Genomic DNA, 25,153 nt, shown 5'->3' on the forward strand with positions numbered 1-25,153 from the left:
GAACTCAGCAGTGAAACGATGCATCGCCGATGGTAGTGTGGGGCTTCCCCATGTGAGAGTAGGTCATCGTCAAGATTGAATTCCGAAACCCCCATCTGCGCAGGCAGGTGGGGGTTTTGTCTTTTCTACCTCCCTGTAGCGAGGGGGCTTGCCCCCGAAAAGGTTGATGCCGTTACCTGCGCTGGACTGCTGCAACGCTATCGGGGGCAAGCCCCCTCGCTACAGTGGGGCGCGTATTTCAATCGCCGTAATATTCACAACCGCTGGTGCAGGTCTCGTGAATGCGGATTTTCGACAGCTCCGGCAGCAACGGCTTGAGCTCCTCCCAGATCCATTTGGCCAACACTTCGCTGGTTGGATTCTCCAGACCCGGAATGTCATTGAGATAGTTGTGATCCAGTCGCTCGTACAGCGGCTTGAAGATCGCCTTGATCTCGGAGAAGTCGCGAATCCAGCCGGTATGAGGATCGACCGGACCGCTCAAATGAATGGCGACCTTGAAGGAATGCCCGTGCAGCCGACCGCACTTGTGACCCTCAGGCACATGGGGCAGGCGGTGCGCGGACTCGAAGGTGAACTCTTTGAATATTTCCACGATAGGGGAGGCTCTGAAGTCAAAACAGCGCTCAGTTTATCAGCTAGGCCCCAACTGCGGCATAATCAAGGCCCACCGTCTGTGGCCCATTGCTCAATTACTACCTAAGCGACTTTCAGTTTCAATTAAGTTGCGTTCGATATCATGGATTCCGTAGTCAAGACACATACCAATTAACGGAGATTCATCATGAAAACCATTGCTGCCCTGTCCAGCGTCATCACTCTCGTCTGCGTCACTGGTTTGGCCCAGGCACGCGACCTCGGACCAGACGAAGCCCTGCGCTTGCGCGATGCCGGCACCATCATGTCGTTCGAGAAGCTGAACGCAATCGCGCTGGACAAACACCCCGGCACCAAGGTCCATCAAACCGAGCTCGAACAGGAATACGGCAAGTACATCTATCAAGTCGAACTGCGTGACAACAAGGGGGGCGAATGGGAAATTGATCTGGACGCCAGCACCGGCGCCGTGCTGAAAGATCGCGTAGACAGTTGATGAGATCCAAGGCCCATCTCCCCCACGTCATCATTCTATTGCTGGCAACCGTCTGCTCGCTGGCGATGGCCCGTGATCTGGATCAGGATGAGGCCTTGAGGCTGCGGCAAAAGGGCGCCATCCTGCCCCTCGAACAACTCATGCATCAGGCACTGGATCGTTATCCGAATGCACGCCTGCTCGAGGCCGAGCTTGAAGAGCATGACGACCATTACATCTATGAAGTCGAATTGCTCACCACCGATGGCGTAGTCCGCGAGATCAAGCTGGATGCCGCCAACGGTGCCCTGCTCAAAGACAAGGAAGACGACTGATGCGCTTGTTGCTGGTCGAAGACACTGTATCCCTCGCGGACGAACTGATCGCCGGGCTCAGCCGCCAGGGTTACGCCGTGGACTGGCTGGCCGATGGTCGCGACGCCGTCTATCAAGGCAGCAGCGAGCCCTATGATCTGATTATCCTCGACCTGGGACTGCCCGGCCTGCCAGGGCTGGAGGTGCTGCAGCAATGGCGCGCCGGCGGCCTGAGCGTGCCCGTGCTGGTGCTGACTGCCCGAGGTTCCTGGGCCGAGCGCATCGAAGGCCTCAAGGCCGGCGCCGACGACTACCTGACCAAACCCTTCCATCCTGAGGAACTGCAACTGCGGGTGCAGTCCCTGCTGCGCCGCTCACGGGGCCTGGCCAACCAGCCAACCCTGGAGGCAGCCGGGCTGCAACTGGATGAAGGCCGCCAGTCGGTGGCCAGCGGCGAGCTGCAGATCCAGCTGACCGCCGCGGAGTTTCGTCTGTTGCGCTACTTCATGCTGCACCCGGGCCAGGTGCTTTCCAAAAGCCACCTGTCCGAGCACCTGTATGACGGCGAAACCGAGCGCGACTCCAACGTCCTCGAAGTGCACGTCAACCATCTGCGGCGCAAACTCGGGCGTGAAGTGATCGAAACCCGTCGTGGCCAAGGCTATCTGTTTACCGGTGTCGCCCGGTGAAATCCATACAGGGCCGCCTCAGCCTGGGCCTGATCAGCGTGCTGGTGATCGTCGGGCTGGTGGTGGCGCAGTTCAGCCTCTGGCTGTTCGAAGTCGGCCTGCAGCGTTATCTGGAATCCGGCCTGCGCAACGAAAGTGAAATCCTCCTGACCGCCCTGGTGCGTGGCAGCAACGGCCTGCAACTGGACGAGTCGCACATTTCTCCGGCTTATGGCCGGCCCTTGTCGGGGCACTATTTTCGAATCGACTTTTCTGAAGAGCACTGGCGCTCGCGCTCATTGTGGGACCTGGAAATGCCCATTCCCGACGGTCCCGGCGTGCGTGCCGATGTGAAACTCGCGCCCGATGGCCAGCGCCTGCTGCAGTTGCGCTCGCAATATCGACGCTTCGGGCAGATCTTCACCATCACCGTGGCGCAGGATTACACCCCAGTGTGGGAAAGCTTCCGGCGCATGCGCCATATCGGCCTGGGTATGGGCCTCGGCGCGCTGCTGTTGATCCTCTGGCTGCAACGCCTGACCGTCAAGCGCGCGCTCAGGCCGCTGGAGCGCGCCCGGCAGCAGATCCACCAGCTGCAGCAAGGCCAGCGCTCGCAACTCGAGCGCGACGTGCCGGTCGAGCTCGAGCCGTTGGTCGAGCAGATCAACCAGTTGTTGGCCCACACCGAGGACAGCCTGAAACGCTCGCGCAACGCCTTGGGTAACCTCGGCCATGCCCTGAAGACGCCGCTTGCCGTGCTGCTCAGCCTGGCCTCCAGCCAGCGTCTGGACAGCCAGCCGCAACTGCGTGAAGAACTGCGCGAGCAAGCCAGACAGATCGAACGGCGCCTGGAGCGTGAGCTCAATCGAGCGCGGCTCGCGGGTGATGCCTTGCCGGGCACGGCATTCGATTGCGACACCGAGTTGCCGGGCCTGCTCGATACCCTCAAAGCCATCCATGGCGGCTATCTGCAACTGCGCCACGAAGTACCCGCCGGGCTGATGTTGCCCTGGGACCGGGAAGACCTCCTCGAACTGCTGGGCAACCTGTTGGACAACGCCTGCAAATTCGCCGACAGCGAGGTGTGTTTGAGCATCGACGTCAACCGCGAGAGCTACGAACTGCTGGTCGACGATGACGGCCCGGGTATCGCCAAGGCCGAGCGTGATGACGTACTGCAGCGTGGCTCGCGTCTGGATGAGCAGATCGCCGGTCACGGCCTGGGGTTGGGCATCGTGCGAGATATCGTCGACGCTTGGGGCGGTGATTTGCAGTTGCGCGACAGCCCGCTGGGTGGGCTGCGAGTCAGCGTCACCTTGCCACGGCGGCGCTGAGCAGCACCTGATCGCTCTGTATCGGCCTTGCCAGCGATACATTGCACCACTCAGGGGCATGGCATGACGGCTTTGCCTCAACTTTTTTTCCCTTGCGCCGATACAGGTTCAATTCCCCCTGTATCACGTGAGACCCAAACCATGCGCCTGAGCCTGAAGGGCAAAGTTCTATCACTGGCCGTGCTGCCAGTCCTGCTGTTCGCGCTGGTCATCAGCCTGAGTACCGTATGGATTCTGCGTGACCAGGCGGTCAAGGAGGTCGATCAGACCCGCCAGCGCCTGCTCAACGACGCCAAGTCGACCCTGCAGAATTACGTGGCCGTGGCCTTGGGCATCGTCAAACCGATCTACGATGCCGCCGGCCCCGACGATCAGGCCGCGCGTCAGCAGGTCATCAAGATGCTGTCGGCCATCAGCTACGGCAAGGACGGCTACTTCTTCGGCTATGATTCCAAGGCCGTGCGCCTGTTCAAGGGCAGCAGCCCGGATGGCATCGGCAAGAGTTTCATCGACGCCCGCGACCCCAACGGCGTGTATGTGAACAAAGGGCTGGTCGAGGCGGCCAAGGACGGCAGCCATTACACCCAATACAGCTCCTCGCTGCCCAACGACCCGAAAGTGCTGGTGCCCAAGCTGTCCTACACCGAGTACTTGTCCAAGTGGGACATGGTCATCGGCACGGCGGTCAATCTCGACGGTATCGAAGCCCAGGTGGCGGTCGTCAAGGCTGGTGTCGACGAGCGCGTCGAGGACATGCTCCTGAGCATCGTCGGCATCGCCGTGGTGGTGCTGGTAGTGATTGTCCTCATTGGCTTGGTGATGTCCGGTGCGCTGGTGCGGCCGATCAGGTTGATGAAAGCCAATCTGGATGACATCGCTGCCGGTGAAGGCGACCTCACCCGGCGTCTGGCCATTACCAGCCACGACGAGATCGGCGATCTGGCGGGCTCGTTCAACCGCTTCGTCGACAAGATCCACAGCCTGGTGCGGCAGATCGCCGAGATGACCACCCAGCTCACCGGTCTGGTGGGTGAAGTGGCGTCCCAGGCGCAGCGCTCCGAGCACGCCATGGAGCGTCAGCGCCACGAGACCGATCAGGTGGCGACCGCCATCAACGAGATGTCCTCGGCGGCGCAGGAAGTCGCCAAGAGTGCCCAGGGCGCCGCTGTGGCCGCGCAGAAGACCGACGAAGAAGGCCAGCAGGCCAAGCGCGTGGTCGATGGCAGCATTGCGCAGATTCATGCGTTGGTGGGCGACATTCGTACCAGTGGTACTTCGCTGGACAGCCTGCAGCAGGACGTGCAATCCATCGTCAGCGTCCTCGGCGTGATCCGCTCGATCGCCGAGCAGACCAACCTCCTGGCGCTCAACGCCGCCATCGAAGCGGCCCGGGCCGGTGAAGCCGGTCGTGGTTTTGCCGTGGTGGCTGACGAGGTGCGCGCGCTGGCCAGCCGCACCCAGCAGAGCACCCAGGAAATCCAGGGCATGATCGACCGCCTGCAAAAGGGCACGACATCGGCCGTGGATGCCATGCGCCGTTCAAGCGAAGCAGGCGAGGGCAGCTCGGTGAAAGCCAATGAGGCCGGCCAGTCGCTGGATGCCATCGCCGCGCTGATCGCCACCATCAACGCCATGAACGCCCAGATTGCGGCAGCTGCCGAAGAGCAGACCGCCGTGGCTGAAGAGATCAACCGCAGCGTGCACCAGATCGCCACGGCGGTAGATACGGTCGCCGATGAAACCCAACAGGGTGCGCAGACCACTCGCCAACTCGCCGCCCTCGGCGAGCGCCTCGGGCAGATGGTGCGTCAGTTCAAGATCTGATCGAGCCAATGGCGAACGTTCCACCTCGGTCAAGGGACTAACCCTCATGGCGCTCATCAGGCGCCTTGAGGCCTTTGACACGGAACGCACATGAACCACACCCATCTGCATAACAAAACGCTGCTTGTACTGCTGATTCTGGTCAGCATCGCTTTCATCTGGATCCTGCTGCCGTACTACGGCGCGGTCTTCTGGGCGATCATCCTCGGCATCGTCTTCGCGCCCCTGCAGCGTCGCCTGAACCAGCGCTTCAAATGGCCACGCAACGTGACGTCCCTGATCACGCTCGGTACCGCCATGCTCATTGCCATCTTGCCGGTGATCATCATCAGCGCCCTGCTGGTGCAAGAGGGCGCGATGCTCTACAAGAACATCGAGAGCGGCCAGCTGGACATTCCTGCCTACGTCACCCAGTTCAAGGAAGCGCTGCCGATGTTCGCCCAGCATTTTCTCGAACGCCTGGGCGTCGGCAATTTCGCCGGCCTGCAGGACAAGCTCTCAAAGGGCGCCATGGTCGGCAGCCAGTATTTCGCCAGTCAGGCCTTCAGCTTCGGACAGGGCACCCTGGATTTCATCGTCAGCTTCGGCATCATGATCTACCTGCTGTTCTTCTTCCTGCGCGATGGTGGCGATCTGGTGCGCCGGGTGCGTGAAGCAGTGCCCATGGCCGAGCAACAGAAGCGCCGCCTGCAGCTCAAGTTCAACCGCGTGGTGCGCGCCACGGTCAAGGGCAACCTGCTGGTAGCGGTGACTCAAGGCGCGCTGGGCGGGTTCATCTTCTGGGTGCTGGACATCCCCAGCGCCTTGCTCTGGGCGGTCTTGATGGCTTTTCTGTCGCTGCTGCCCGCAGTCGGTGCCGGCATCGTCTGGGCGCCGGTGGCGGCGTATTTTCTGCTCAGTGGCGCGATCTGGCAGGGGGTGGTGCTGACGCTGTTCGGCATTCTGGTGATCGGCATGGTCGACAACGTGCTGCGCCCGATCCTGGTGGGCAAGGACACGCGCATGCCCGACTACCTGATCCTGGTCTCGACCCTGGGCGGACTGGCGGTGTTCGGCCTTAACGGCTTCGTCATCGGGCCGTTGATCGCGGCGCTGTTCCTGTCGACTTGGAGCATCTTTGCCGGTAATCGCAAGCGCGTACAATTGCCAGCCGATTTGCCGTGAAGTGGTATCATCGCCGCCAATCTTGAAATCATTAGTAACACAGTGACCCTCTGGCGGCAGGACGCCATCCGCCGGAGGTTGCTTGTCCAAGAGCGGTTCCAATGCCACAACCGATTCCCCTGAAAGACCACGAAACCGAAAAAGGCCTGGTCAATCGCCGCCTGCTGTTCTGTGCCTTGCTGGTGCTGGCCCTGAGTTTCGCTCTGGTCGGCCGCCTCTATTTTCTGCAAGTGATCCAGTTCGCCTATCACTCGACCATTTCCGAAAACAACCGCGTGCACCTGTTGCCGATCCCGCCCGAGCGTGGGGTCATCTATGACCGCAACGGTGTGGTGGTCGCCGACAACCGTCCCAGCTTCAACCTGACGCTGACGCGCGAACGTGCGGGCGACACCACCAAGGTGCTGGACGAGCTCACCTCGGTGCTGCACTTGAGCGACGAAGACCGCGCGCAGTTCGATCGCGACCTCAAGCGCGTGCGCCATCCGTTCGAGCCGGTCACCTTGATGTACGAGCTGACTGAGGAGCAGATCGCCCTGATCGCGGTGAACCAGTTTCAGCTGCCGGGGCTCGATGTCGAGGCGCAGTTCGTGCGCGAGTATCCCTATGCCGAGCATTTCGCGCACTCGGTTGGCTACGTCGGGCGGATCAACGAAAAAGAATCCAAGGAGCTCGATCAGGTCGAGTACCGCGGGACCCAATCGGTGGGCAAGACCGGCATCGAGCGCTTCTACGAGCCGCAACTGCATGGTCACGTCGGTTTCGAAGAGGTCGAGACCAACGCCCAAGGCCGCGTGATGCGCGTGCTCGATCACACCGATCCGGTGCCGGGCAAGAACATCACCCTGACCCTGGACATCAAGCTGCAAGCAGCAGCCGAAAAGGCGCTGGGCGATCGCCGGGGCGCGGTCGTGGCCATCGATCCGCAGACCGGCGATGTGCTGGCCATGGTCAGCAAGCCGAGTTTCGATCCCAACCTGTTCGTCACCGGCATCAGCTTCAAGCAGTACGCGGCCTTGCGTGACTCCATCGACCGGCCGCTGTTCAACCGTGTGCTGCGCGGTCTCTACGCGCCGGGCTCGACCATCAAGCCGGAAGTGGCCATCGCCGGCCTCGACAGCGGCGTGATCACCCCGGCCACACGGGTGTTCGACCCGGGCTATTACGAGCTGCCCAACTACGACCACAAATACCGCAACTGGAACCGCACCGGTGACGGCTGGGTCGACCTCAACGATGCGATCATGCGCTCCAACGACACCTACTTCTACGAGACCGCGCACCGGCTCGGTATCGACCGACTGCACGACTACATGACCGAATTCGGCCTCGGCCAGAAAGTCTCGCTGGACATGTTCGAAGAGGCCCCGGGTCTGATGCCGTCCCAGCAATGGAAGCGCGCGACCCGGCGCCAGGCCTGGTTTCCGGGTGAAACGCTGATCCTCGGGATCGGCCAGGGCTACATGCAGGTCACGCCGTTGCAACTGGCCCAGGCCACTACGCTGATCGCCAACAAAGGTGTGTGGAACCGTCCGCGGCTGGCGGAAACCATCGGTGGGGTGAAACCGGTGGACGAAAACCCGATGCCGAACATTCTGCTCAAGGACCCGCGGGCCTGGGAAGAGGTCAACCAGGGCATGCAGGCGGTGATGCACGCGCCACGGGGTATCGCCCGGGCTGCAGCGGTCGGGGTGCAGTACCGCATCGCTGGCAAGAGTGGTACCGCGCAGGTGGTGGCGATCAAGCAGGGCGAGCGCTATAACCGCCTCAAGACCTTGGAGCGCAACCGCGACAACGCCTTGTTCGTCGGCTTCGCGCCGGCCGAGCATCCGCGCATCGTAATTGCGGTGATGATCGAGAACGGCGAGGCCGGCGGTCGAGTCGCCGGCCCCGTGGTCCGGGAAATCATGGACGCCTGGCTATTGGACCAGGACGGCCATCTCAAGCCTGAATACGCTGCGCCGGCGAAGGCGCCGGGTGACCCCCATGTTTAAGTCCTGACGGTGATCCACCTGGGGACTTTGCGCGTATACCCATGATGCGCTGCCATTGGGCGGTCATTGGCAATCATGGGAACCACCAGCATGAGTCTGCGGTTAGTATTCAGGCAAGCAGCACCCTATCGGAGCAATGCCCGTCCCGTGAGCAGCCTGGATAGCGATTCCACCGGCACCCCGCCTTGGAGCGACGACGTCGAGGCTATCGCGCGGCTGCGTGACCGAGACGCCTTCATGCGCATCTACGATCACTTCGCGCCGCGGCTGCAGCGTTATCTGGCCGGGCTGAGCGGGTGTGAAGGGCGCGCCGAAGAGCTAACCCAGGAAGCCCTGCTCAAGCTCTGGCACAAAGCCGAGCAGTTCGATCCAGCCAAGGCCAGCCTGGCCACTTGGCTGTACCGCATCGCCCGCAACCTGTATATCGATCACGTCCGCCAGGACCGTGGCTGGTTGCCCGCTCAGGATTCCCTGGCGGCGCTGGAACGGCTCGAAGCGCCGGATGACGGCAGTCTGGATTTCAGCCCCCGTCAGGAGCAAAAGCTGGCCACCGCGCTGCAGGCCTTGCCGCCCGATCAGGCGCGGGTCATTCGCATGGCGTATTTCGAAGCCATGAGCCACCGGCAGATCGCTGACCAATTGCAGTTGCCGCTGGGTACCGTGAAGTCGAGCTTGCGCCTGGCTTTCCGGAAACTGCGCGCCGGCGTCGAGGCACCACAATGAAAGACTCACATCATCTGGACGAAGCGACCCTGGTCAGCTACTGCACGGGCTCCTTGCCTCAAGGCCTCGCCGTGGTTGCTGGTGCGCATTTGCAATTATGCCCAGCCTGCCGTACCCAGCTGCGGCAGGCCGAGCGGATTGGTGGCCTGCTGATGCACGCTCAGGTGCCGGTGGCCGAGCCGATGGCGAGCGGTCGCCTGGCCATGCTGGCACGCCTGGACGAGCCAGCACCGGCCTCGGTCACCGTCGAGCTCGGCGTGCCGGACGATGCCGACTTGCTGCCGGCCAGCCTGCATCCGCATTTTGGCCAGCGCTACAGCCAGTTGCCATGGCGTCGGCTGATCCCTGGGGTGCGCATGGTGCGGGCCAAAGCCCAGGGTAGCGGCAGCCTGGTGATGTTCAACATCGCCCCCGGCACCGCCATGCCTGTGCACAGCCACGGCCGCAGTGAAATCACCTTGGTGCTCAAAGGCGCGTACCGCGATGCCTTGGGGCATTTTGGGCCGGGGGATGTCGCCGACCTGGACGAAACCATCGAGCACCAACCCGTAGCCTGGGGCGATGCGCATTGCATCTGCGTGGCCGCCACCGATGCGCCGTTGCGCTTCAGCGGCTTGATTCCGCGTTTGATGCAGCCCTTCATCGGCCTGTGACACTGCCCCAACTTGTAGCGTGGGGGCTTGCCCCGATACGATGCGTCAGCCTAGGCGAATCGGGGGCAAGCCCCCTCGCTACACACAGTGGCGTTGGGCATTTCGATCCAATCCATCGAATTAATCCGTTTTTAACCCGTCACAACCTGTGCAACGGTTAACACCCCTCCCGCCCACCCCCGGGCGAGACTGCACAGGAGCAATACTCATGGCTAAAGTGCTGGTTCTCTACTATTCGACCTACGGTCACATCGAAGCCATGGCCCAGGCCGTGGCCGAAGGCGCCCGCGCTGGCGGCGCCGAAGTCGATATCAAACGCATCCCCGAAACGGTACCCGAAGAGATCGCCCGCAACGCCCACTTCAAGCTGGACCAGGCGGCTCCCGTGGCCACTGTGGCCGATCTGGAGCATTACGACGCCATCATCCTCGGCTCACCGACGCGCTTCGGTCGTATCGCCAGCCAGGTGGCGGCGTTCCTCGACCAGGCCGGTGGTCTGTGGGCGCGCGGCGCCTTGAACGGCAAGGTCGGCGCGGCATTCACCTCCACCGGTTCCCAGCATGGCGGTCAGGAAACCACGCTGTTCTCGATCATCACCAATCTGTTTCACTTCGGCATGACCATCGTCGGCCTGCCGTACAGCTTCCAGGGCCAGACCGACGCGACCCAGATCGTCGGTGGCGCGCCTTATGGCGCCAGCACCATCGCTGGCGGTGACGGCTCTCGGCAGCCGGGTGAAATCGACCTGGCCGGCGCGCGCTTCCAGGGCGAACTGGTGGCCAAGACCGCGATCAAGCTGTTCGGCTGATACACGCAGGCAAAAAAATCCCGCCATCGAGGCGGGATTTTTTATTCCAGCGAGCAGGGCAGGGGATCATCCCGCCAACAGCAGCCCAGCGTGCTGCACCAGTTCCAGCAGCGGCTGTGGATAGATACCCAGCACGAACACCAGTACGGCGATCGCCAGCAGCATCACGCCACCGGCGCGCTGTTCCCACTTCATCGGGGCATCGGTACGGCGGATGGATTTCTCCATCAGGTACAGCGTCACCATCACGCGCAGGTAATAGAACACGCCGATCGCACTGCCCACGACCAAGGCACCGACCAACCACCACTGACGCGACTCGACGCCGGTGGCAATCATGTAGAACTTGCCGATGAAGCCCGCGGTAAGCGGAATGCCCGCCAGCGACAGCATCATCACGGTCAGCACCGCGGTCAGGTACGGGCGACGCCAGAACAGGCCGCGGTACTCGTACAGCGCATCGGCGTCACGGCCATGGTAGGGCGACGACATCAACGTGATCACGCCAAAGGCACCCAGGCTGGTGAGCACGTAGGTGACCAGATACACGCCGATGGCTTCCAGCGCCAGGCCCTTGCTCGCCACCAGGGCGATGAGCATGTAGCCGAAGTGGGCGATGGAGGAATAACCCAGCAGACGCTTGAGGTTGCTCTGGGTGACCGCCAGCAGGTTACCGATCAGGATCGACAGCACCGCGATGATCGACAGCACATCGTTGAGCACACCGGTGTTGGCCGCAGGGGAAATCTGGAACAGCCGCACCACCACCGCGAACACCGCGACCTTGCTGGCCGTGGCCAGGAACGCCGCCACTGGTGCCGGAGCACCTTCGTAGACGTCAGGCGTCCACAGATGGAAGGGCACCAGCGACAGTTTGAAGCCCAGGCCCACCAGCATCATCGCCAGGCCCAATTGCGCCAGGCTGCTGGGCGAACCGGTGGCCGCCAGGGCGGTACCAATGCCGCTGAAGCTCAGGCTGCCGGAGTCGGCGTACAACAGCGCCATACCGAACAGCAGGAAGGCGGAACCGGCGGCCGACAGCACCATGTACTTGATGCCGGCTTCCAGCGAACGCTTGTTGAAGAACGCATAGGCCACCAGGCCGTAGACCGGCACCGACAGCAGCTCCAGGCCGATGAACAGGCCCGCGAGGTGCTGCGCACAGACCAGCACCAGACCACCCAGCGCCGACATCAGGATCAGCAGGTAGAGTTCTTCGCGGTTGCCCGGGTAGCCCGCACCGGCATCGCCCAGGTAGGCATGGGCCAAGGTCACGCAGGCCAGGGTGGCGATCAGGATCAGCGCCATGTACAGCGCCGCGAAGTTGTCCACCTGCAACAGCGGCGTGACCGCCAGCGGGGTGAGCTTGAGCACGGGCAGGATCGACAGCAGCGCCAGGTTCAGGCCCGCACAGGTGATCAGGAAGGTTTGCGCGTGATTGCGCCGCCAGGCAATCGCCAGCATCACCACGACAACGGTGAGGCTGGTGATCAGCAGCGGCGCAAGCGCGATAAAGTGTTGAATCGTCAGGTCCATAGCGCTCTTACCGGGCCGAAGCGAGTTGAGTGAAGGCGGTGCCGAGCCAATGGTGCACACCGGTCATGGTGGCAGCAGAGGTGTCGAGGAAGGGCTGTGGATAGACACCCAGCAGCACCAGCAGGGCAGCGAGGCCCAGCACCATGATCAGTTCGCGGTTGTCCATGCCGGCCAGTACAGCGTCGGATTTGGACGGGCCGAAGTAGGCACGGTGAATCATGATCAGCGAATAGACCGAACCGAACACCAGGCCCGAGGTGGCGATGGCCGTGACCCACGGGGCAATGGTGAAGCTGCCCAGCAGGATCAGGAACTCGCCGACGAAGTTACCGGTGCCCGGCAAGCCCAGCGACGCTGCGGCGAAGAACAGGCTGATCGCCGGCAGGTAGGCGATTCGCGGCCAGATACCGCCCATCTCGCGCATGTCACGGGTATGCAGACGCTCGTACAGCTGGCCGCTGAGGATGAACAGCGCCGCGGCCGAAAGGCCATGAGCGAGCATCTGAATCACCACGCCTTGCAGCGCTTGCTGGCTGCCGGAGTAGATGCCGATCAGCACGAAGCCCATGTGCGAGACGCTGGAGAACGCGATCAGGCGCTTGATGTCGGTCTGCGCGAACGCCAGGAAGGCGCCGTAGAAGATGCCGATCAGGCCGAGGGTCATGGCGATCGGCGCGAACTCGGCCGAGGCGTTGGGGAACAGCGGCAGGGCGAAGCGCAGCAGGCCGTAGGCCGCCGTCTTCAAGAGGATACCGGCCAGGTCCACGGAGCCCGCAGTGGGCGCCTGGGCGTGGGCATCCGGCAGCCAGGAGTGGAACGGCACCACCGGCAGCTTGACCGCGAAGGCAATGAAGAAGCCCAGCATCAGGATGTATTCGGTGTGCAGTGACAGCTTGGTCTTCAGCAACGTGCTGTAGTCGAAGGTGATCACCCCGGTGTTGCCATAGTTGACCAGCACCAGGCCGAGAATCGACACCAGCATGATCAAGCCACTGGCCTGGGTGAAGATGAAGAACTTGGTCGCCGCGTAGATCCGTGTCTTCTTGCCGTCTGCCGAGCTGTGACCCCAGAGCGCGATGAGGAAGAACATCGGCACCAGCATCATTTCCCAGAAGAAGAAGAACAGGAACAGGTCCAGGGCCAGGAATACCCCGACCACGCCGCCGAGGATCCACATCAGGTTGAGGTGGAAGAAGCCGACGTGACGCTGGATCTCTTTCCACGAGCACAGCACCGAGAGGATGCCGAGCAGACCGGTCAGCAGGATCATCAACAGCGACAAGCCGTCGAGCGCCAGGTGCACGCTGATGCCGAAGCGTTGAATCCAGTTCAGCTTGAATTCCACCGCCCAGGCAGGTTCGCCAGGGGCAGGGGCCAGGGTGAAGTCACCGTGGGCCCACAGCCAGAGGCCGAGGGCGAGTTCCAGGGACATGGTCAGCAGCGCAATCCAGCGTGGCAGCGTCGCGCTCGAGCGCTCCGCCAGCCAGCACAGCAGGCCACCGATAAAGGGGATCAGGATCAGCCAGGGCAAAATCATGACGGGCTCAATTCCTTTCGCAAAGTCGCAAGATTCAGGGTCATACCGCCACCAACACAGCGCCGAGCACCAGTACCGCACCGGCCGCCATCGACAGCGCGTACCAGCGCAGCAGGCCGGTTTCGGTGCGGCTCATGCCGCCGTTGCCGCCTTTGACCAGCTGCGGGATGAGGCCGATGGTCTGGTCGATCGGGTCCTTGCGCAGCAGGTGGCTGATTGCCAGATAGGGTTTGACGAACAGCTTGTCGTAGAGCCAGTCGAAGCCCCAGGCCGCGTACCACCAGGCCGACAACAGGCGGCCCGGGCCGCTGTTGGCGATCGCGGTGGCCAAGGTGCGCTTGCCGAGGAACAGCAGCGCCGCGAGCAGGATACCGGCGATGGCGATCAGACCCGAGGTGAGCTCCAGGCTCTCCTTGGCTTCGCCACCGGCGTGGCCGACGCTCTGTGGCAACACACCGGCCAGCGGTGGATGAATCCAGGCGCCGATGAAGGTCGACAGCACGATCAGGACGCTCAGCGGCAACCAGTGCGCCACCCCGTGACCGGCATGGGCATCAGTCTTCGGTTCACCGTGGAAGGTGATGAAGATCAGACGGAAGGTGTACAGCGAGGTCATGAACGCACCCAGCAGACCGGCGTAGAGCAAACCGGTATGGCCGCTGGCGAAGGCTTCCCAGAGGATCTCGTCCTTGGAGTAGAAGCCTGCGGTGATGATCGGCAACGCTGCCAGGGCCGCGCCGCCGACGATGAAGCTGGCGTAGGCCAGGGGGATCTTCTTCCACAGGCCGCCCATCTTGAAGATGTTCTGCTCGTGGTGGCAGGCAAGGATCACCGAACCCGAGGCGAGGAACAGCAGCGCCTTGAAGAACGCGTGGATCATCAAGTGGAAGATCGCCGCGTCCCAGGCACCTACGCCCAATGCCAGGAACATGTAGCCGATCTGGCTCATGGTCGAGTACGCGAGGATCCGCTTGATATCGGTCTGCACCAGCGCGGCAAAACCGGCGAGCACCAGGGTCACACCGCCGACGATGCCGACCAGGTGCAGGATATCCGGCGCCAGGGCGAACAAGCCGTGGGTGCGAGCGATCAGGTAGACACCGGCGGTGACCATGGTCGCGGCGTGGATCAATGCCGACACCGGGGTAGGGCCGGCCATCGCGTCCGCCAGCCAGGTCTGCAACGGCAGCTGCGCCGATTTACCCACCGCACCGCCCAATAGCATCAAGGTCGCCAGCACGATCCAGAAATCGCCGGCCTTGAAGTGCTGTGGCGCCCGCACCAGCAGCTCCTGAATGTTCAAGGTACCGAGCTGCTGGAACAGGATGAACAGGCCGATGGCCATGAACACGTCGCCGATGCGGGTGACGATGAACGCCTTGAGGGCGGCATTGCCGTTGTCACGGTTGCTGTAATAGAAGCCGATCAGCAGGTACGAGCACAGGCCCACGCCTTCCCAGCCGAAGTAGATGAACAGCAGGTTGTCGGCGAGCACCAGGAACAGCATGCTGGCGATGAACAGGTTGGTGTACGCGAAGAAGCGCGAGTAGCCTTCTTCACCGCGCATGTACCAGGATGCGAACAGGTGAATCAGGAAGCCCACGCCAACGACCACGCCAAGCATGGTGATCGACAGGCCATCGAGATACAGGGTGAAGTTCGGCTCGAAGCCGTCCACCGACATCCAGCGCCACAGCAGTTGCGTGTACACGCCACCTTCGGGCGGTGCCACGTTGAATTGCCAGATGACGTAGGCGGCGACGATCGCCGACAGGCCGATGGAGCCGACGCCAATCAGCGCCGACAGGTTTTCGGAAAAACGCCCGCGCGAGAACGACAACAACAGGAAGCCGATCAGCGGGAAAACGAAGGTCAGAAAGATCAGGTTCATCCGCGCATCTCACTGGCAGCGTCGATATCAAGCGTGTGGAAGCGGCGATACAGCTGCAGCAGGATCGCCAGGCCGATGCTGGCCTCCGCGGCTGCCAGGCTGATGACCAGGATGAACATGATCTGTCCATCCGGCTGCGCCCAACGCGCGCCCGCCACGATGAACGCCAGGGCAGAGGCGTTCATCATGATTTCCAGGCTCATCAATACGAAGAGGATGTTACGGCGGACCATCAGCCCGACCAGTCCGAGGGTGAACAGGATACCGGCGACGGCCAGGCCATGTTCCAGAGGGATAGCTGCCATGGGGTTACTCCTTCGCCTCGTTGCGGCCAAGATGGAAAGCCGTCACCGCCGCGGCGAGCAACAGCATCGATGCCAGCTCGACCACCAGCAGGTAAGGGCCGAACAGGCTGATGCCGACCGCCTTGGCGTCGACCGTGGTCTGGCCGATGCCGACGGTGCTGGTGTTGACGAACAGGGTGTAGCCCAGTTCGAGCAACAGCAGCACGGCAAGGAACACCGGACCGGCCCAGATGCCGGGCTTGAGCCAGTCACGCTCTTGCTGCACCGACGCGGGGCCGAGGTTGAGCATCATCACCACGAAGACGAACAGCACCATGATGGCACCCGCGTAGGCGATCACTTCCAGCACCCCGGCGAACGGAGCACCGAGGGCGAAGAAGGTCATGGCGACACTGATGAGCGAGATGATCAGGTAGAGCAGGGCGTGCACGGGGTTGGTGTTGGTGATCACCCTGAGGGTAGACACCACTGCAACGCCGGATGCGAAATAGAAAGCGAATTCCATCTTTCTTCCTTAAGGGAGCAGGCTCTTGACGTTGATCGGCTCGGCTTCATTCTGCGCGGCGCCTTTCGGCTTGCCGGCGACGGCCATGCCCGCAACGCGGTAGAAGTTGTAGTCAGGGTTCTTGCCGGGGCCGGAGATCAACAGATCTTCTTTCTCGTACACCAGGTCCTGACGTTTGAACTCGGCCATTTCGAAGTCCGGCGTCAGCTGAATCGCCGTCGTCGGGCATGCTTCCTCGCACAGGCCGCAGAAGATGCAGCGTGAGAAGTTGATGCGGAAGAAGTCCGGGTACCAGCGGCCGTCTTCGGTCTCGGCTTTCTGCAGCGAGATGCAACCCACCGGGCACGCCACGGCGCACAGGTTGCAGGCCACGCAGCGCTCCTCGCCATCGGGGTCGCGGGTCAGGACGATGCGGCCACGGTAGCGCGGCGGCAGGTACACGGCTTCTTCCGGGTATTGCAGGGTGTCACGTTTGCGGAACCCGTGACCGAACACCATCACCAGGCTGCGTAGCTGGGTTCCGGTGCCCTTAACGATGTCGCCAATATATTTGAACATGGGTCAAATCCTCACTGGGCCGCAACAGCTGGCGTGTTGAGCAACACGAGCGCAGCGGTCACCAGCAAATTGATCAGGGTCAGCGGCAGGCAGAATTTCCAGCTGAAATCCATCACCTGGTCATAGCGCGGGCGCGGGATGGAGGCGCGCAGCAAAATGAACAGCATGATGAAGAAGCAGGTCTTGAGCGCGAACCACAGGAACGGCACTTGCGGCAGAATGTTGAACGGGCCGTGGTAGCCACCGAAGAACAAGGTCACCAGCAAGGCCGAGATCAGGATGATGCCGATGTATTCACCAACGAAGAACATGCCCCATTTCATGCCGGCATATTCGATGTGGTAACCGTCGGCCAGTTCCTGTTCGGCTTCCGGCTGGTCGAAGGGGTGACGGTGAGTCACGGCCACGCCCGCGATGAAGAAGGTACAGAAGCCGAAGAACTGCGGAATGATGAACCACAGGTGTTGGGACTGGTACTCGACGATGTCGCGGATGTTGAACGATCCCGCCTGGATCACGATGCCCATCACCGCCAGGCCCATGAACACTTCGTACGAGACGGTCTGCGCCGACGCCCGCAGGCTGCCGAGCAGGGCGTACTTGTTGTTCGACGACCAACCGGCGAACAGCACCGCATACACCGACAGACCGGCCATGGCGAAGAAGAACAGCAGGCCGATGTTCAGGTCCGCCACGCCCCAGGTCGGGGTCAGGGGGATGATCGCGAAGGCGATCAACAAGGCGCTCATGGCCACCACCGGCGCCAGGGTGAAGATCACCTTGTCGACGAAGGGTGGATTCCAGTCTTCCTTGAAGAACATCTTCAGCATGTCGGCGGCGATCTGGAACATGCCGAACGGCCCGACCCGGTTCGGCCCGTAACGGTCTTGCCACCAGCCCAGCAAGCGTCGTTCGACGAAGCTGAGCAAGGCGCCGCACACCACCACCGCGAGCATGATCACCAGGGCCTTGACGACTGCAATGATCGAATCGATCACCTCAGGGGTAAACCAGGTCATTGTGCTGCCTCCTGCAGGCCTTCGACGCTGAACCCGGCGAATGCCGGCGGAATTCCGGCGAGGCCGGACGGCAGGCCGATCAGGCCGGCACCCAGTTCTTCATCGATACGCAGCGGCAGGCGCAGGGCCTGGCCGTTGACGGTCAGGCTCAGCAACGCGCCGTCGTTGACGCCCAGGCGATCGGCTTCCGATTTGGCCAGGGCCACGTAGGCGGCCGGGATGCGCTCTTGCACCGGGGCGGCGCGCGAAGAGTTTTCTTCACTGCCGAACAGGTGATAAAGCGGCACCGCTTGCCAGGTACCACGGGCCGGCGAGAAGGCGGCCGGTACGTTGCTGAACCAGGCCAGCTTGTCGCCTTGCGGTTCGATCAGGCGCTTGCCCGGGTCACCGGCACGGATGCTGCCGCCGACTTCGTCCTGGAACTTGTTCCAGGCTTGCGGCGAGTTCCAGCCTGGCGACCAGGCGAAAGGTACTTGCTGACGCGGCTCGACCGAGCCCGAATAGCCTTCCATGGAGAAGGAGAACGCCGTATCGATGTCTTGCGAGGTGCGCGGTTCGTGCACGCTGACATTGGCGCGCATGGCAGTGCGGCCACTGTAGCGCAGCGGTTCGCGGGCCAGTTTCAGGCCCTTGATGCGGAACGACGCCGATGGCGCGGCATCGAGGATGCCATGCAGTTGCGGGGCGACATTGGCCACGGCAGCAGTGACGTGATCGAGCTGGGTCCAGTCCACTGGGCGCTCGAGCAAGGTCGCGCGCAACGCGTGCAGCCAACGCCAGCCTTCGTGGATCAGGTTGCTGGAGTCCAGGTAGGCCGGGTCGAACACCTGGAAGAAGCGCTGGGCGCGGCCTTCCTGGCTGACCAGGGTGCCGTCGCCTTCCGCAAAGCTCGCAGCCGGCAGCAGCAGGTGGGCGCGTTCGCTGGTGGCAGTGCGCTGGTGGTCGGCGACGATCAGCACCTTGGCGGCGTCGAGCGCAGCGTTGACCTTGGCGGCATCGACTCGGGTGTACAGGTCGTTTTCGAGCACCACCAGGGCATCGGCGGCGCCACTGGTGACCGCAGCGAGGGCGGCATCCAGGGATTCACCACCGAGCATGGCCAGGCCCAAGCTGTTGGCCTCCGGCACGATCAGGCTCAGGGAACCGGCCTTTTCGCGAGCATGCAAGGCCTTGGCGATGTTGGCGGCGGCTTCGATCAGGGCGTTGCTGCCCAGCGAGGTACCGGACACGATCAGCGGGCGCTTGGCATTCACCAACGCGTCGGCGATGCGGCTGGCCAGTTCCTGTGCTTCGGGCTCCAGGCCCGCGACCGCCGGGGCGCTGGCGTCGATGGCATGGGCCACGGCGAAGCCCAGGCGGGCGAGGTCGTCCGGGGCGGCGTGGGCGCATTCTTCGGCCACGTCGTCGAGCTTGGTGGCCGTGATGCTGGCGATGAACAGCGGATACATCTCATGCTGGCCGATGTTCTTCACGGCCGCGTCGAGCCATGGCTGCACGCGCATGGCATCGGCCATGGCTTCGGCCTTGCCCTTGACCGACTGACGCAGGGACAGGGCCAGGCGCGCGGCGGTCTGGGTCAGGTCTTCACCGAGGACGAAGACCGCGTCGTGGTCTTCCACTTCGCGCAGGTTCGGGATCGGCAACGGGCTGTCGTTGAGCACCTTGAGCACCAGGCGAATGCGCTCCAGTTCACCGGCTTCGATGCCGCTGTAGAAGTGCTCGGCGCCGACCAGTTCGCGCAGGGCGTAGTTGCTTTCGAGGCTGGCGCGAGGCGAGCCGATGCCGACGATGTTGCGGCCGCGCAGCAGATCGGCGGCCTTGTCCAGCGCGCCGTCGAGGCTCAGCTTGGCCTGGCTTTCGAGCAGCAGTGGCTGGCGCGGGCGATCCTTGCGGTTGACGTAGCCGTAGCCGAAACGGCCACGGTCGCAGAGGAAGTACTGATTGACCGAACCGTTGTAGCGGTTCTCGATGCGTCGCAGTTCGCCGTAACGCTCGCCGGGGCTGATGTTGCAACCGCTGGAGCAACCATGGCAGATGCTCGGGGCGAACTGCATGTCCCACTTGCGGTTGTAGCGCTCGGAGTGGGTCTTGTCGGTGAACACACCGGTCGGGCAGACCTCGGTGAGGTTGCCGGAAAACTCGCTTTCCAGGGTGCCGTCTTCGACACGGCCGAAGTAGACGTTGTCGTGGGCGCCATACACCCCCAGGTCGGTGCCGCCGGCGTAGTCCTTGTAGAAACGCACGCAGCGATAGCAGGCAATGCAGCGGTTCATCTCATGGGCAATGAACGGGCCGAGTTCCTGGTTCTGGTGGGTGCGCTTGGTGAAGCGATAGCGGCGCTCGTTGTGGCCGGTCATCACCGTCATGTCCTGGAGATGGCAATGGCCGCCTTCCTCGCACACCGGGCAATCGTGCGGGTGGTTGGTCATCAGCCATTCGACGACGCTGGCGCGAAACACTTTCGCTTCTTCGTCTTCGATGGAGATCCAGGTGTTGTCGGTGGCGGGGGTCATGCACGACATGACCAGGCGACCGCGCTTGTCGTTCTCGTCGGTGAACTGCTTGACCGCGCACTGGCGGCAGGCGCCGACGCTTCCCAGCGCCGGGTGCCAGCAGAAATAAGGGATATCGAGCCCGAGGGACAGACAAGCCTGTAGCAGGTTGTCTGCACCATCGACCTCAAGGTCTTTGCCGTCTACGTGGATAGTGGCCATGGTTCAAGTTCTTCGTTGGCCCGTTGTCAGCGGGCGTGGCTAATGGAAATCTTGTTATCCGCCCGGCGCAGCCATCGGGGGCGCGTCAGCGGGCAGTCAGCCGACGGCCAGGGCCGTCGGGGTCACGGTGCGTTACGCGCCTGCCATGGTGGGGGTGACCACCTGGGTCAGGCTGCCGGGCGTGCTGGCCTTGATGCCTGCTTCGAACTCCGGACGGAAATATTTGATCGCGCTGCCCAGCGGCTCGATGGCGCCGGGGGCGTGGGCGCAGAAGGTCTTGCCAGGGCCGAGGAAGCCGACCAGGCCCAACAGGGTTTCGATGTCCCCTGGCTGGCCGTTGCCGGTCTCGATGGCGCGCAGCAGCTTGACGCTCCATGGCAGGCCGTCGCGGCATGGGGTGCAGAAACCACAGGACTCACGGGCGAAGAACTCTTCCATGTTGCGCAGCAGGGAGACCATGTTGACGCTGTCGTCCACCGCCATGGCCAGACCGGTACCCATCCGCGTGCCGACCTTGGCGATGCCGCCGGCATACATCTGCGCGTCGAGGTGCTCGGGCAACAGGAAGCCGGTACCGGCGCCGCCTGGCTGCCAGCACTTGAGCTTGAAGCCATCGCGCATGCCGCCGGCGTAGTCTTCGAACAGCTCGCGGGCCGTCACGCCGAACGGCAGTTCCCACAGGCCGGGGTTCTTGACCTTGCCGGAGAAACCCATGAGCTTGGTGCCGTGATCTTCGCTGCCCTCTTTGGCCAGCGACTTGTACCAGTCGTTGCCGTTGCCGACGATGGCCGGCACGTTGCAGAGAGTCTCGACGTTGTTCACGCAGGTCGGCTTGCCCCACACGCCGACGGCGGCAGGGAAGGGCGGCTTGGAGCGTGGGTTGGCTCGGCGGCCTTCCAGCGAGTTGATCAGCGCGGTTTCTTCACCGCAGATGTAGCGCCCGGCGCCGGTGTGCACGAACAGTTCGAAGTCGAAACCGCTGCCGAGGATGTTCTTGCCCAGCAGGCCAGCGGCTTTGGCTTCCTGCACGGCACGGTTAAGGTGCTTGGCAGCGGTGACGTATTCGCCACGCAGGAAGATGTAGCCGCGGTACGCCTTCAGCGCGCGGGCACTGATGAGCATGCCTTCGATCAGCAGATGGGGCTGTTGCTCCATCAGCATGCGGTCCTTCCAGGTGTTGGGCTCCATTTCATCCGCGTTGCACAGCAGGTAGCGGATATTCATGGACTCGTCTTTGGGCATCAGGCCCCATTTGACGCCCGTCGGGAAGCCCGCGCCGCCACGGCCCTTGAGGCCGGAGTCCTTGACCGCCTGGACGATGTCGTCGGCGGCCATGTCGGCAAACGCTTTGCGCGCGGCGGCGTAGCCGTTCTTGCTGACGTATTCGTCGTACCAGATGGGCTCGGCGTCATCGCGCAGACGCCAGGTCAGCGGGTGAGTTTCGGCACTGCGGGCGATGCGGTTGGCAGGCCCGAAGGAGGTAAGGGTCATACGTAGCCCTCCAGCAGTTGGGTCACGCCAGCAGGCTGCACGTCACCGAATGTGTCGTCGTCGATCATCAACGCCGGCGCCTTGTCGCAGTTGCCCAGGCAGCACACCGGCAGCAGCGTGAAACGGCCGTCCGCAGTGGTCTGGCCGAGGCCGATGCCGAGTTCGCTCTGGATCTTGCTGACCACCGATTCGTGGCCGCCGATGAAGCAGACCATGCTGTCGCACACGCGAATGATGTGACGGCCGACCGGCTGGCGGAAGATCTGGCTATAAAAAGTGGCCACGCCTTCGACGTCGCTGGCCGGAATGCCAAGGATCTCGCCGATGGCGTAGAGGGCGCCGTCGGGCACCCAGCCCCGTTCCTTCTGGACGATCTTGAGGGCTTCGATGGACGCCGCGCGCGGGTCCTCGTAGTGATGGAGTTCGTGCTCGATGGCCGAACGCTCGGTTTCGCTGAGGGCGAAACGGTCAGTCTGAATAAGCGTGCTGTTCATGCTTAACGGTCCACGTCGGCCATAACGAAATCGATGCTGCCCAGGTACGCGATCAGGTCCGCGACCATCTCGCCCTTGATCACCGAAGGGATCTGCTGCAAGTGCGGGTAGCTGGGCGTGCGAATCCGGGTGCGGTAGCTCATGGTGCCGCCATCGCTCGTCAGGTAATAACTGTTGATGCCCTTGGTCGCTTCGATCATCTGGAAGGACTCGTTGGCCGGCATCACCGGGCCCCACGAGACTTGCAGGAAGTGCGTGATCAAGGTTTCGATGTGCTGCAACGTGCGCTCTTTGGGCGGCGGCGTGGTCAGCGGGTGATCCGCCTTGTACGGGCCTTCGGGCATGTTGCGCAGGCATTGGTCGATGATCTTGATGCTCTGGCGCATCTCTTCGACGCGGACCATGCAGCGGTCATAGGCATCGCCGTTGTGGGCCAGTGGCACTTCGAATTCGAAGTTTTCGTAGCCTGAATACGGACGCGCCTTGCGCAGGTCGAAGTCGCAGCCGGTGGAACGCAGCCCGGCACCGGTGACACCCCATTCCAGGGCTTCTTTGGTGTTGTAGGCGGCGACGCCGATGGTACGGCCCTTGAGGATGCTGTTTTGCAGGGCGGCCTTGGTGTACTCGTCCAGGCGCTTGGGCAGCCATTCGACGAAGTCCTTCACCAGTTTGTCCCAGCCGCGCGGCAGGTCGTGGGCGACGCCGCCGATGCGGTACCAGGCCGGATGCAGACGGAAACCGGTGATGGCTTCGATCACCGTGTAGGCCTTCTGGCGGTCGGTGAAGGTGAAGAACACCGGGGTCATGGCGCCGACGTCCTGGATATAGGTACCCAGGAACAGCAGGTGGCTGGTGATGCGGAAGAACTCGGCCATCATGATGCGGATGGTGTCGACCTTCTGCGGCACCTTGATGCCGGCCAGCTTCTCGACCGCGAGCACGTAGGGCAGGTTGTTCATCACCCCGCCGAGGTAGTCGATGCGATCGGTATAGGGAATGAAGCTGTGCCACGACTGGCGCTCGGCCATTTTTTCGGCGCCACGGTGGTGGTAGCCGATGTCGGGAACACAGTCGACGATCTCTTCGCCATCGAGCTGCAGGACGATACGGAAGGCACCGTGGGCCGAAGGGTGGTTCGGGCCGAGGTTGAGGAACATGTAGTCCTCGTTGTTGCCCGAACGCTTCATGCCCCAGTCTTCAGGGCGGAAGCGCGCGGCTTCTTCTTCGAGCTGCTGCTTGGCCAGGGTCAGGCTGAACGGATCGAATTCGGTGGCGCGGGCAGGGTAGTCCTTGCGCAGCGGGTGACCTTCCCAGGTCGGCGGCATCAGGATGCGCGACAGGTGCGGATGGCCCTGGAAGGTGATGCCGAACATGTCCCAGACTTCACGCTCGTACCAGTTGGCGTTCGGCCAGATATGCGTGGTGGTAGGGATGTTGAGGTCGCCTTCCTTGAGCGCCACCTTGAGCATCACGTCGCTGTTACGTTCCACCGACAGCAGGTGGTAGAACACCGTGAAGTCCGCGCCCGGCAGGCCGCGGCGATGAGTGCGCAGGCGTTCGTCGACGCCGTGCAGGTCGTACAGCATCGAGTACGGCTTGGGCACATTGCGCAGGAAGGTGAGGATCTCGATCAGCTTGGCACGTTCGACCCACAGCACCGGCATGCCGGTGCGGGTTTCCTGGGCGCTGAACGCCTCGGGGCCAAAGCGATTGTTCAGTTCGACGACCACGTCTTGGTCGTCAGCCTTGTAAGGCGGGATATACAGAGCGGTGTCCGCTGTTGTCATGGTCTCGGTCGCTTTCGGTCAACTGCAGAATGAAGCCAGGAATCCTGGTGTGCTTGGTCACACGATCAGAACGCCGCTGGATCAGACTTCGTCGGGGCTGCGCAGGTTGGTCACGGCAATTCGCTGTTCGCGACGTTGTTCCTTTTGCGACGGCATCTCGGCGCGATACACGCCTTGATCACCGACCACCCAGGACAACGGGCGACGCTCCTGGCCAATGGATTCCTGCAGCAGCATCAGGCCTTGCAGGAATGCCTCTGGACGAGGAGGGCAGCCGGGCACGTAGACGTCGACGGGGAGGAATTTATCCACGCCCTGAACGACCGAGTAGATGTCATACATGCCGCCGGAGTTGGCGCACGAGCCCATGGAAATCACCCACTTGGGTTCGAGCATCTGCTCATAGAGACGCTGGATGATCGGCGCCATCTTGATGAAGCAGGTGCCCGCGATGACCATGAAATCGGCCTGGCGAGGTGACGCCCGGATGACTTCGGCGCCGAAACGCGCGATGTCGTGGGGTGCCGTGAACGCCGTGGTCATTTCCACGTAGCAGCACGACAGGCCGAAGTTGTACGGCCACAGGGAGTTCTTGCGCCCCCAGTTCACCGCACCGCTCAGCACGTCTTCGAGTTTGCCCATGAAGATGTTCTTGTGAACCTGGTCTTCAAGGGGGTCGGCTACGGTTTCCCGTTTGCCGATTGGATACTCCTCGTTAGGAGCATCCGGGTCGATCCTGGTGAGATTGTATTGCATGCCAAA

The 25,153-nt window shown here is 62.7% G+C and carries 23 protein-coding genes and 1 rRNA gene; 11 read left to right on the forward strand and 13 right to left on the reverse strand.

Annotated elements, in window-relative coordinates:
* A 5S ribosomal RNA gene (gene rrf, locus AC3WJP_RS04375) occupies positions 1-75 on the forward strand; the annotation flags it as partial.
* Positions 76-238: 163 nt separating this feature from the next.
* On the opposite strand, the gene queD is transcribed toward rrf, so the two are convergent.
* Entirely contained in the window at positions 239-595 is a 357-nt protein-coding gene (gene queD, locus AC3WJP_RS04380; RefSeq protein ID WP_493720010.1) for a 6-carboxytetrahydropterin synthase QueD, read from the reverse strand.
* Positions 596-784: 189 nt separating this feature from the next.
* Between queD and AC3WJP_RS04385 the strand changes: the two genes are divergently transcribed.
* The 10 genes from AC3WJP_RS04385 to wrbA all read left to right on the forward strand — a co-directional run bounded on the left by AC3WJP_RS04385 (position 785) and on the right by wrbA (position 10,554).
* The gene (locus tag AC3WJP_RS04385) at positions 785-1,093 is read left to right on the forward strand and encodes a PepSY domain-containing protein (protein ID WP_493720011.1); all 309 of its coding nucleotides are present in this window, start codon (positions 785-787) and stop codon (positions 1,091-1,093) included.
* Positions 1,093-1,407 (forward strand): PepSY domain-containing protein, encoded by a 315-nt coding sequence (locus AC3WJP_RS04390; RefSeq protein ID WP_493720012.1) that lies wholly within the window; start codon positions 1,093-1,095, stop codon positions 1,405-1,407. Before AC3WJP_RS04385 ends, AC3WJP_RS04390 begins: the two co-directional genes overlap by 1 nt.
* Positions 1,407-2,075 carry a response regulator transcription factor gene (locus tag AC3WJP_RS04395; RefSeq protein ID WP_493720013.1) on the forward strand — a complete coding sequence of 223 codons (669 nt, stop codon included), beginning with the start codon at positions 1,407-1,409 and terminating at the stop codon, positions 2,073-2,075. The genes AC3WJP_RS04390 and AC3WJP_RS04395 overlap by 1 nt, the downstream gene beginning before the upstream one ends.
* Positions 2,072-3,388, forward strand: coding sequence for a sensor histidine kinase (locus tag AC3WJP_RS04400; protein WP_493720014.1), 1,317 nt, complete (start codon positions 2,072-2,074; stop codon positions 3,386-3,388). The genes AC3WJP_RS04395 and AC3WJP_RS04400 overlap by 4 nt, the downstream gene beginning before the upstream one ends.
* Before the next feature lie 141 nt (positions 3,389-3,529).
* Positions 3,530-5,212 carry a methyl-accepting chemotaxis protein CtpM gene (gene ctpM / locus AC3WJP_RS04405; RefSeq protein WP_493720015.1) on the forward strand — a complete coding sequence of 561 codons (1,683 nt, stop codon included), beginning with the start codon at positions 3,530-3,532 and terminating at the stop codon, positions 5,210-5,212.
* Positions 5,213-5,302: 90 nt separating this feature from the next.
* Entirely contained in the window at positions 5,303-6,376 is a 1,074-nt protein-coding gene (locus tag AC3WJP_RS04410) for an AI-2E family transporter (protein ID WP_493720016.1), read from the forward strand.
* 101 nt (positions 6,377-6,477) lie between these two features.
* The gene (gene mrdA, locus AC3WJP_RS04415; protein ID WP_493720017.1) at positions 6,478-8,370 is read left to right on the forward strand and encodes a penicillin-binding protein 2; all 1,893 of its coding nucleotides are present in this window, start codon (positions 6,478-6,480) and stop codon (positions 8,368-8,370) included.
* A 207-nt stretch (positions 8,371-8,577) separates the two neighbouring features.
* Entirely contained in the window at positions 8,578-9,093 is a 516-nt protein-coding gene (locus AC3WJP_RS04420) for a sigma-70 family RNA polymerase sigma factor (RefSeq protein ID WP_493720344.1), read from the forward strand.
* Positions 9,090-9,746, forward strand: coding sequence for a ChrR family anti-sigma-E factor (locus AC3WJP_RS04425; RefSeq protein ID WP_493720018.1), 657 nt, complete (start codon positions 9,090-9,092; stop codon positions 9,744-9,746). Before AC3WJP_RS04420 ends, AC3WJP_RS04425 begins: the two co-directional genes overlap by 4 nt.
* Before the next feature lie 208 nt (positions 9,747-9,954).
* Positions 9,955-10,554, forward strand: a complete 600-nt coding sequence (gene wrbA / locus AC3WJP_RS04430; RefSeq protein ID WP_493720019.1) for an NAD(P)H:quinone oxidoreductase — start codon at positions 9,955-9,957, stop codon at positions 10,552-10,554.
* Positions 10,555-10,620: 66 nt separating this feature from the next.
* On the opposite strand, the gene nuoN is transcribed toward wrbA, so the two are convergent.
* The 12 genes from nuoN to AC3WJP_RS04490 all read right to left on the reverse strand — a co-directional run bounded on the left by nuoN (position 10,621) and on the right by AC3WJP_RS04490 (position 25,147).
* Positions 10,621-12,090, reverse strand: a complete 1,470-nt coding sequence (nuoN, locus tag AC3WJP_RS04435) for an NADH-quinone oxidoreductase subunit NuoN (RefSeq protein WP_493720020.1) — start codon at positions 12,088-12,090, stop codon at positions 10,621-10,623.
* A 7-nt stretch (positions 12,091-12,097) separates the two neighbouring features.
* Positions 12,098-13,627 carry an NADH-quinone oxidoreductase subunit M gene (gene nuoM, locus AC3WJP_RS04440; RefSeq protein ID WP_493720021.1) on the reverse strand — a complete coding sequence of 510 codons (1,530 nt, stop codon included), beginning with the start codon at positions 13,625-13,627 and terminating at the stop codon, positions 12,098-12,100.
* 40 nt (positions 13,628-13,667) lie between these two features.
* Positions 13,668-15,518, reverse strand: coding sequence for an NADH-quinone oxidoreductase subunit L (gene nuoL / locus AC3WJP_RS04445; RefSeq protein ID WP_493720022.1), 1,851 nt, complete (start codon positions 15,516-15,518; stop codon positions 13,668-13,670).
* Positions 15,515-15,823, reverse strand: a complete 309-nt coding sequence (gene nuoK / locus AC3WJP_RS04450; protein WP_493720023.1) for an NADH-quinone oxidoreductase subunit NuoK — start codon at positions 15,821-15,823, stop codon at positions 15,515-15,517. Before nuoK ends, nuoL begins: the two co-directional genes overlap by 4 nt.
* A gap of 4 nt (positions 15,824-15,827) precedes the next feature.
* Entirely contained in the window at positions 15,828-16,328 is a 501-nt protein-coding gene (gene nuoJ, locus AC3WJP_RS04455) for an NADH-quinone oxidoreductase subunit J (protein WP_493720024.1), read from the reverse strand.
* A gap of 9 nt (positions 16,329-16,337) precedes the next feature.
* The gene (gene nuoI / locus AC3WJP_RS04460) at positions 16,338-16,886 is read right to left on the reverse strand and encodes an NADH-quinone oxidoreductase subunit NuoI (RefSeq protein WP_003174725.1); all 549 of its coding nucleotides are present in this window, start codon (positions 16,884-16,886) and stop codon (positions 16,338-16,340) included.
* A gap of 11 nt (positions 16,887-16,897) precedes the next feature.
* Entirely contained in the window at positions 16,898-17,905 is a 1,008-nt protein-coding gene (gene nuoH / locus AC3WJP_RS04465) for an NADH-quinone oxidoreductase subunit NuoH (protein WP_493720025.1), read from the reverse strand.
* Entirely contained in the window at positions 17,902-20,619 is a 2,718-nt protein-coding gene (nuoG, locus tag AC3WJP_RS04470; RefSeq protein WP_493720026.1) for an NADH-quinone oxidoreductase subunit NuoG, read from the reverse strand. Before nuoG ends, nuoH begins: the two co-directional genes overlap by 4 nt.
* A 132-nt stretch (positions 20,620-20,751) precedes the next feature.
* Positions 20,752-22,110, reverse strand: coding sequence for an NADH-quinone oxidoreductase subunit NuoF (gene nuoF, locus AC3WJP_RS04475; protein ID WP_493720027.1), 1,359 nt, complete (start codon positions 22,108-22,110; stop codon positions 20,752-20,754).
* Positions 22,107-22,604: an NADH-quinone oxidoreductase subunit NuoE gene (nuoE, locus tag AC3WJP_RS04480; protein WP_226505999.1), complete on the reverse strand. Its 498-nt coding sequence runs from the start codon at positions 22,602-22,604 to the stop codon at positions 22,107-22,109. The genes nuoF and nuoE overlap by 4 nt, the downstream gene beginning before the upstream one ends.
* A gap of 2 nt (positions 22,605-22,606) precedes the next feature.
* The gene (nuoC, locus tag AC3WJP_RS04485) at positions 22,607-24,391 is read right to left on the reverse strand and encodes an NADH-quinone oxidoreductase subunit C/D (RefSeq protein WP_493720028.1); all 1,785 of its coding nucleotides are present in this window, start codon (positions 24,389-24,391) and stop codon (positions 22,607-22,609) included.
* An 81-nt stretch (positions 24,392-24,472) separates the two neighbouring features.
* Entirely contained in the window at positions 24,473-25,147 is a 675-nt protein-coding gene (locus AC3WJP_RS04490; protein WP_493720029.1) for a NuoB/complex I 20 kDa subunit family protein, read from the reverse strand.
* Positions 25,148-25,153 lie beyond the last annotated feature (6 nt).

The organism is Pseudomonas sp. GW821-FHT01A09, assembly GCF_058986725.1.

Bases quoted from the DNA above. Each gene is read 5' to 3' on its own strand.
- nuoI (WP_003174725.1), bottom strand. From the start codon at position 16,886: ATGTTCAAATATATTGGCGACATCGTTAAGGGCACCGGAACCCAGCTA.
- nuoC (WP_493720028.1), bottom strand. From the start codon at position 24,391: ATGACAACAGCGGACACCGCTCTGTATATCCCGCCTTACAAGGCTGAC.
- AC3WJP_RS04425 (WP_493720018.1), top strand. From the start codon at position 9,090: ATGAAAGACTCACATCATCTGGACGAAGCGACCCTGGTCAGCTACTGC.
- mrdA (WP_493720017.1), top strand. From the start codon at position 6,478: ATGCCACAACCGATTCCCCTGAAAGACCACGAAACCGAAAAAGGCCTG.
- wrbA (WP_493720019.1), top strand. From the start codon at position 9,955: ATGGCTAAAGTGCTGGTTCTCTACTATTCGACCTACGGTCACATCGAA.
- AC3WJP_RS04410 (WP_493720016.1), top strand. From the start codon at position 5,303: ATGAACCACACCCATCTGCATAACAAAACGCTGCTTGTACTGCTGATT.
- ctpM (WP_493720015.1), top strand. From the start codon at position 3,530: ATGCGCCTGAGCCTGAAGGGCAAAGTTCTATCACTGGCCGTGCTGCCA.
- nuoL (WP_493720022.1), bottom strand. From the start codon at position 15,518: ATGAACCTGATCTTTCTGACCTTCGTTTTCCCGCTGATCGGCTTCCTG.
- nuoE (WP_226505999.1), bottom strand. From the start codon at position 22,604: ATGAACAGCACGCTTATTCAGACTGACCGTTTCGCCCTCAGCGAAACC.
- nuoJ (WP_493720024.1), bottom strand. From the start codon at position 16,328: ATGGAATTCGCTTTCTATTTCGCATCCGGCGTTGCAGTGGTGTCTACC.
- nuoN (WP_493720020.1), bottom strand. From the start codon at position 12,090: ATGGACCTGACGATTCAACACTTTATCGCGCTTGCGCCGCTGCTGATC.
- nuoG (WP_493720026.1), bottom strand. From the start codon at position 20,619: ATGGCCACTATCCACGTAGACGGCAAAGACCTTGAGGTCGATGGTGCA.
- nuoF (WP_493720027.1), bottom strand. From the start codon at position 22,110: ATGACCCTTACCTCCTTCGGGCCTGCCAACCGCATCGCCCGCAGTGCC.
- AC3WJP_RS04390 (WP_493720012.1), top strand. From the start codon at position 1,093: ATGAGATCCAAGGCCCATCTCCCCCACGTCATCATTCTATTGCTGGCA.
- nuoK (WP_493720023.1), bottom strand. From the start codon at position 15,823: ATGGCAGCTATCCCTCTGGAACATGGCCTGGCCGTCGCCGGTATCCTG.
- AC3WJP_RS04395 (WP_493720013.1), top strand. From the start codon at position 1,407: ATGCGCTTGTTGCTGGTCGAAGACACTGTATCCCTCGCGGACGAACTG.
- AC3WJP_RS04385 (WP_493720011.1), top strand. From the start codon at position 785: ATGAAAACCATTGCTGCCCTGTCCAGCGTCATCACTCTCGTCTGCGTC.
- nuoH (WP_493720025.1), bottom strand. From the start codon at position 17,905: ATGACCTGGTTTACCCCTGAGGTGATCGATTCGATCATTGCAGTCGTC.
- AC3WJP_RS04490 (WP_493720029.1), bottom strand. From the start codon at position 25,147: ATGCAATACAATCTCACCAGGATCGACCCGGATGCTCCTAACGAGGAG.
- nuoM (WP_493720021.1), bottom strand. From the start codon at position 13,627: ATGATTTTGCCCTGGCTGATCCTGATCCCCTTTATCGGTGGCCTGCTG.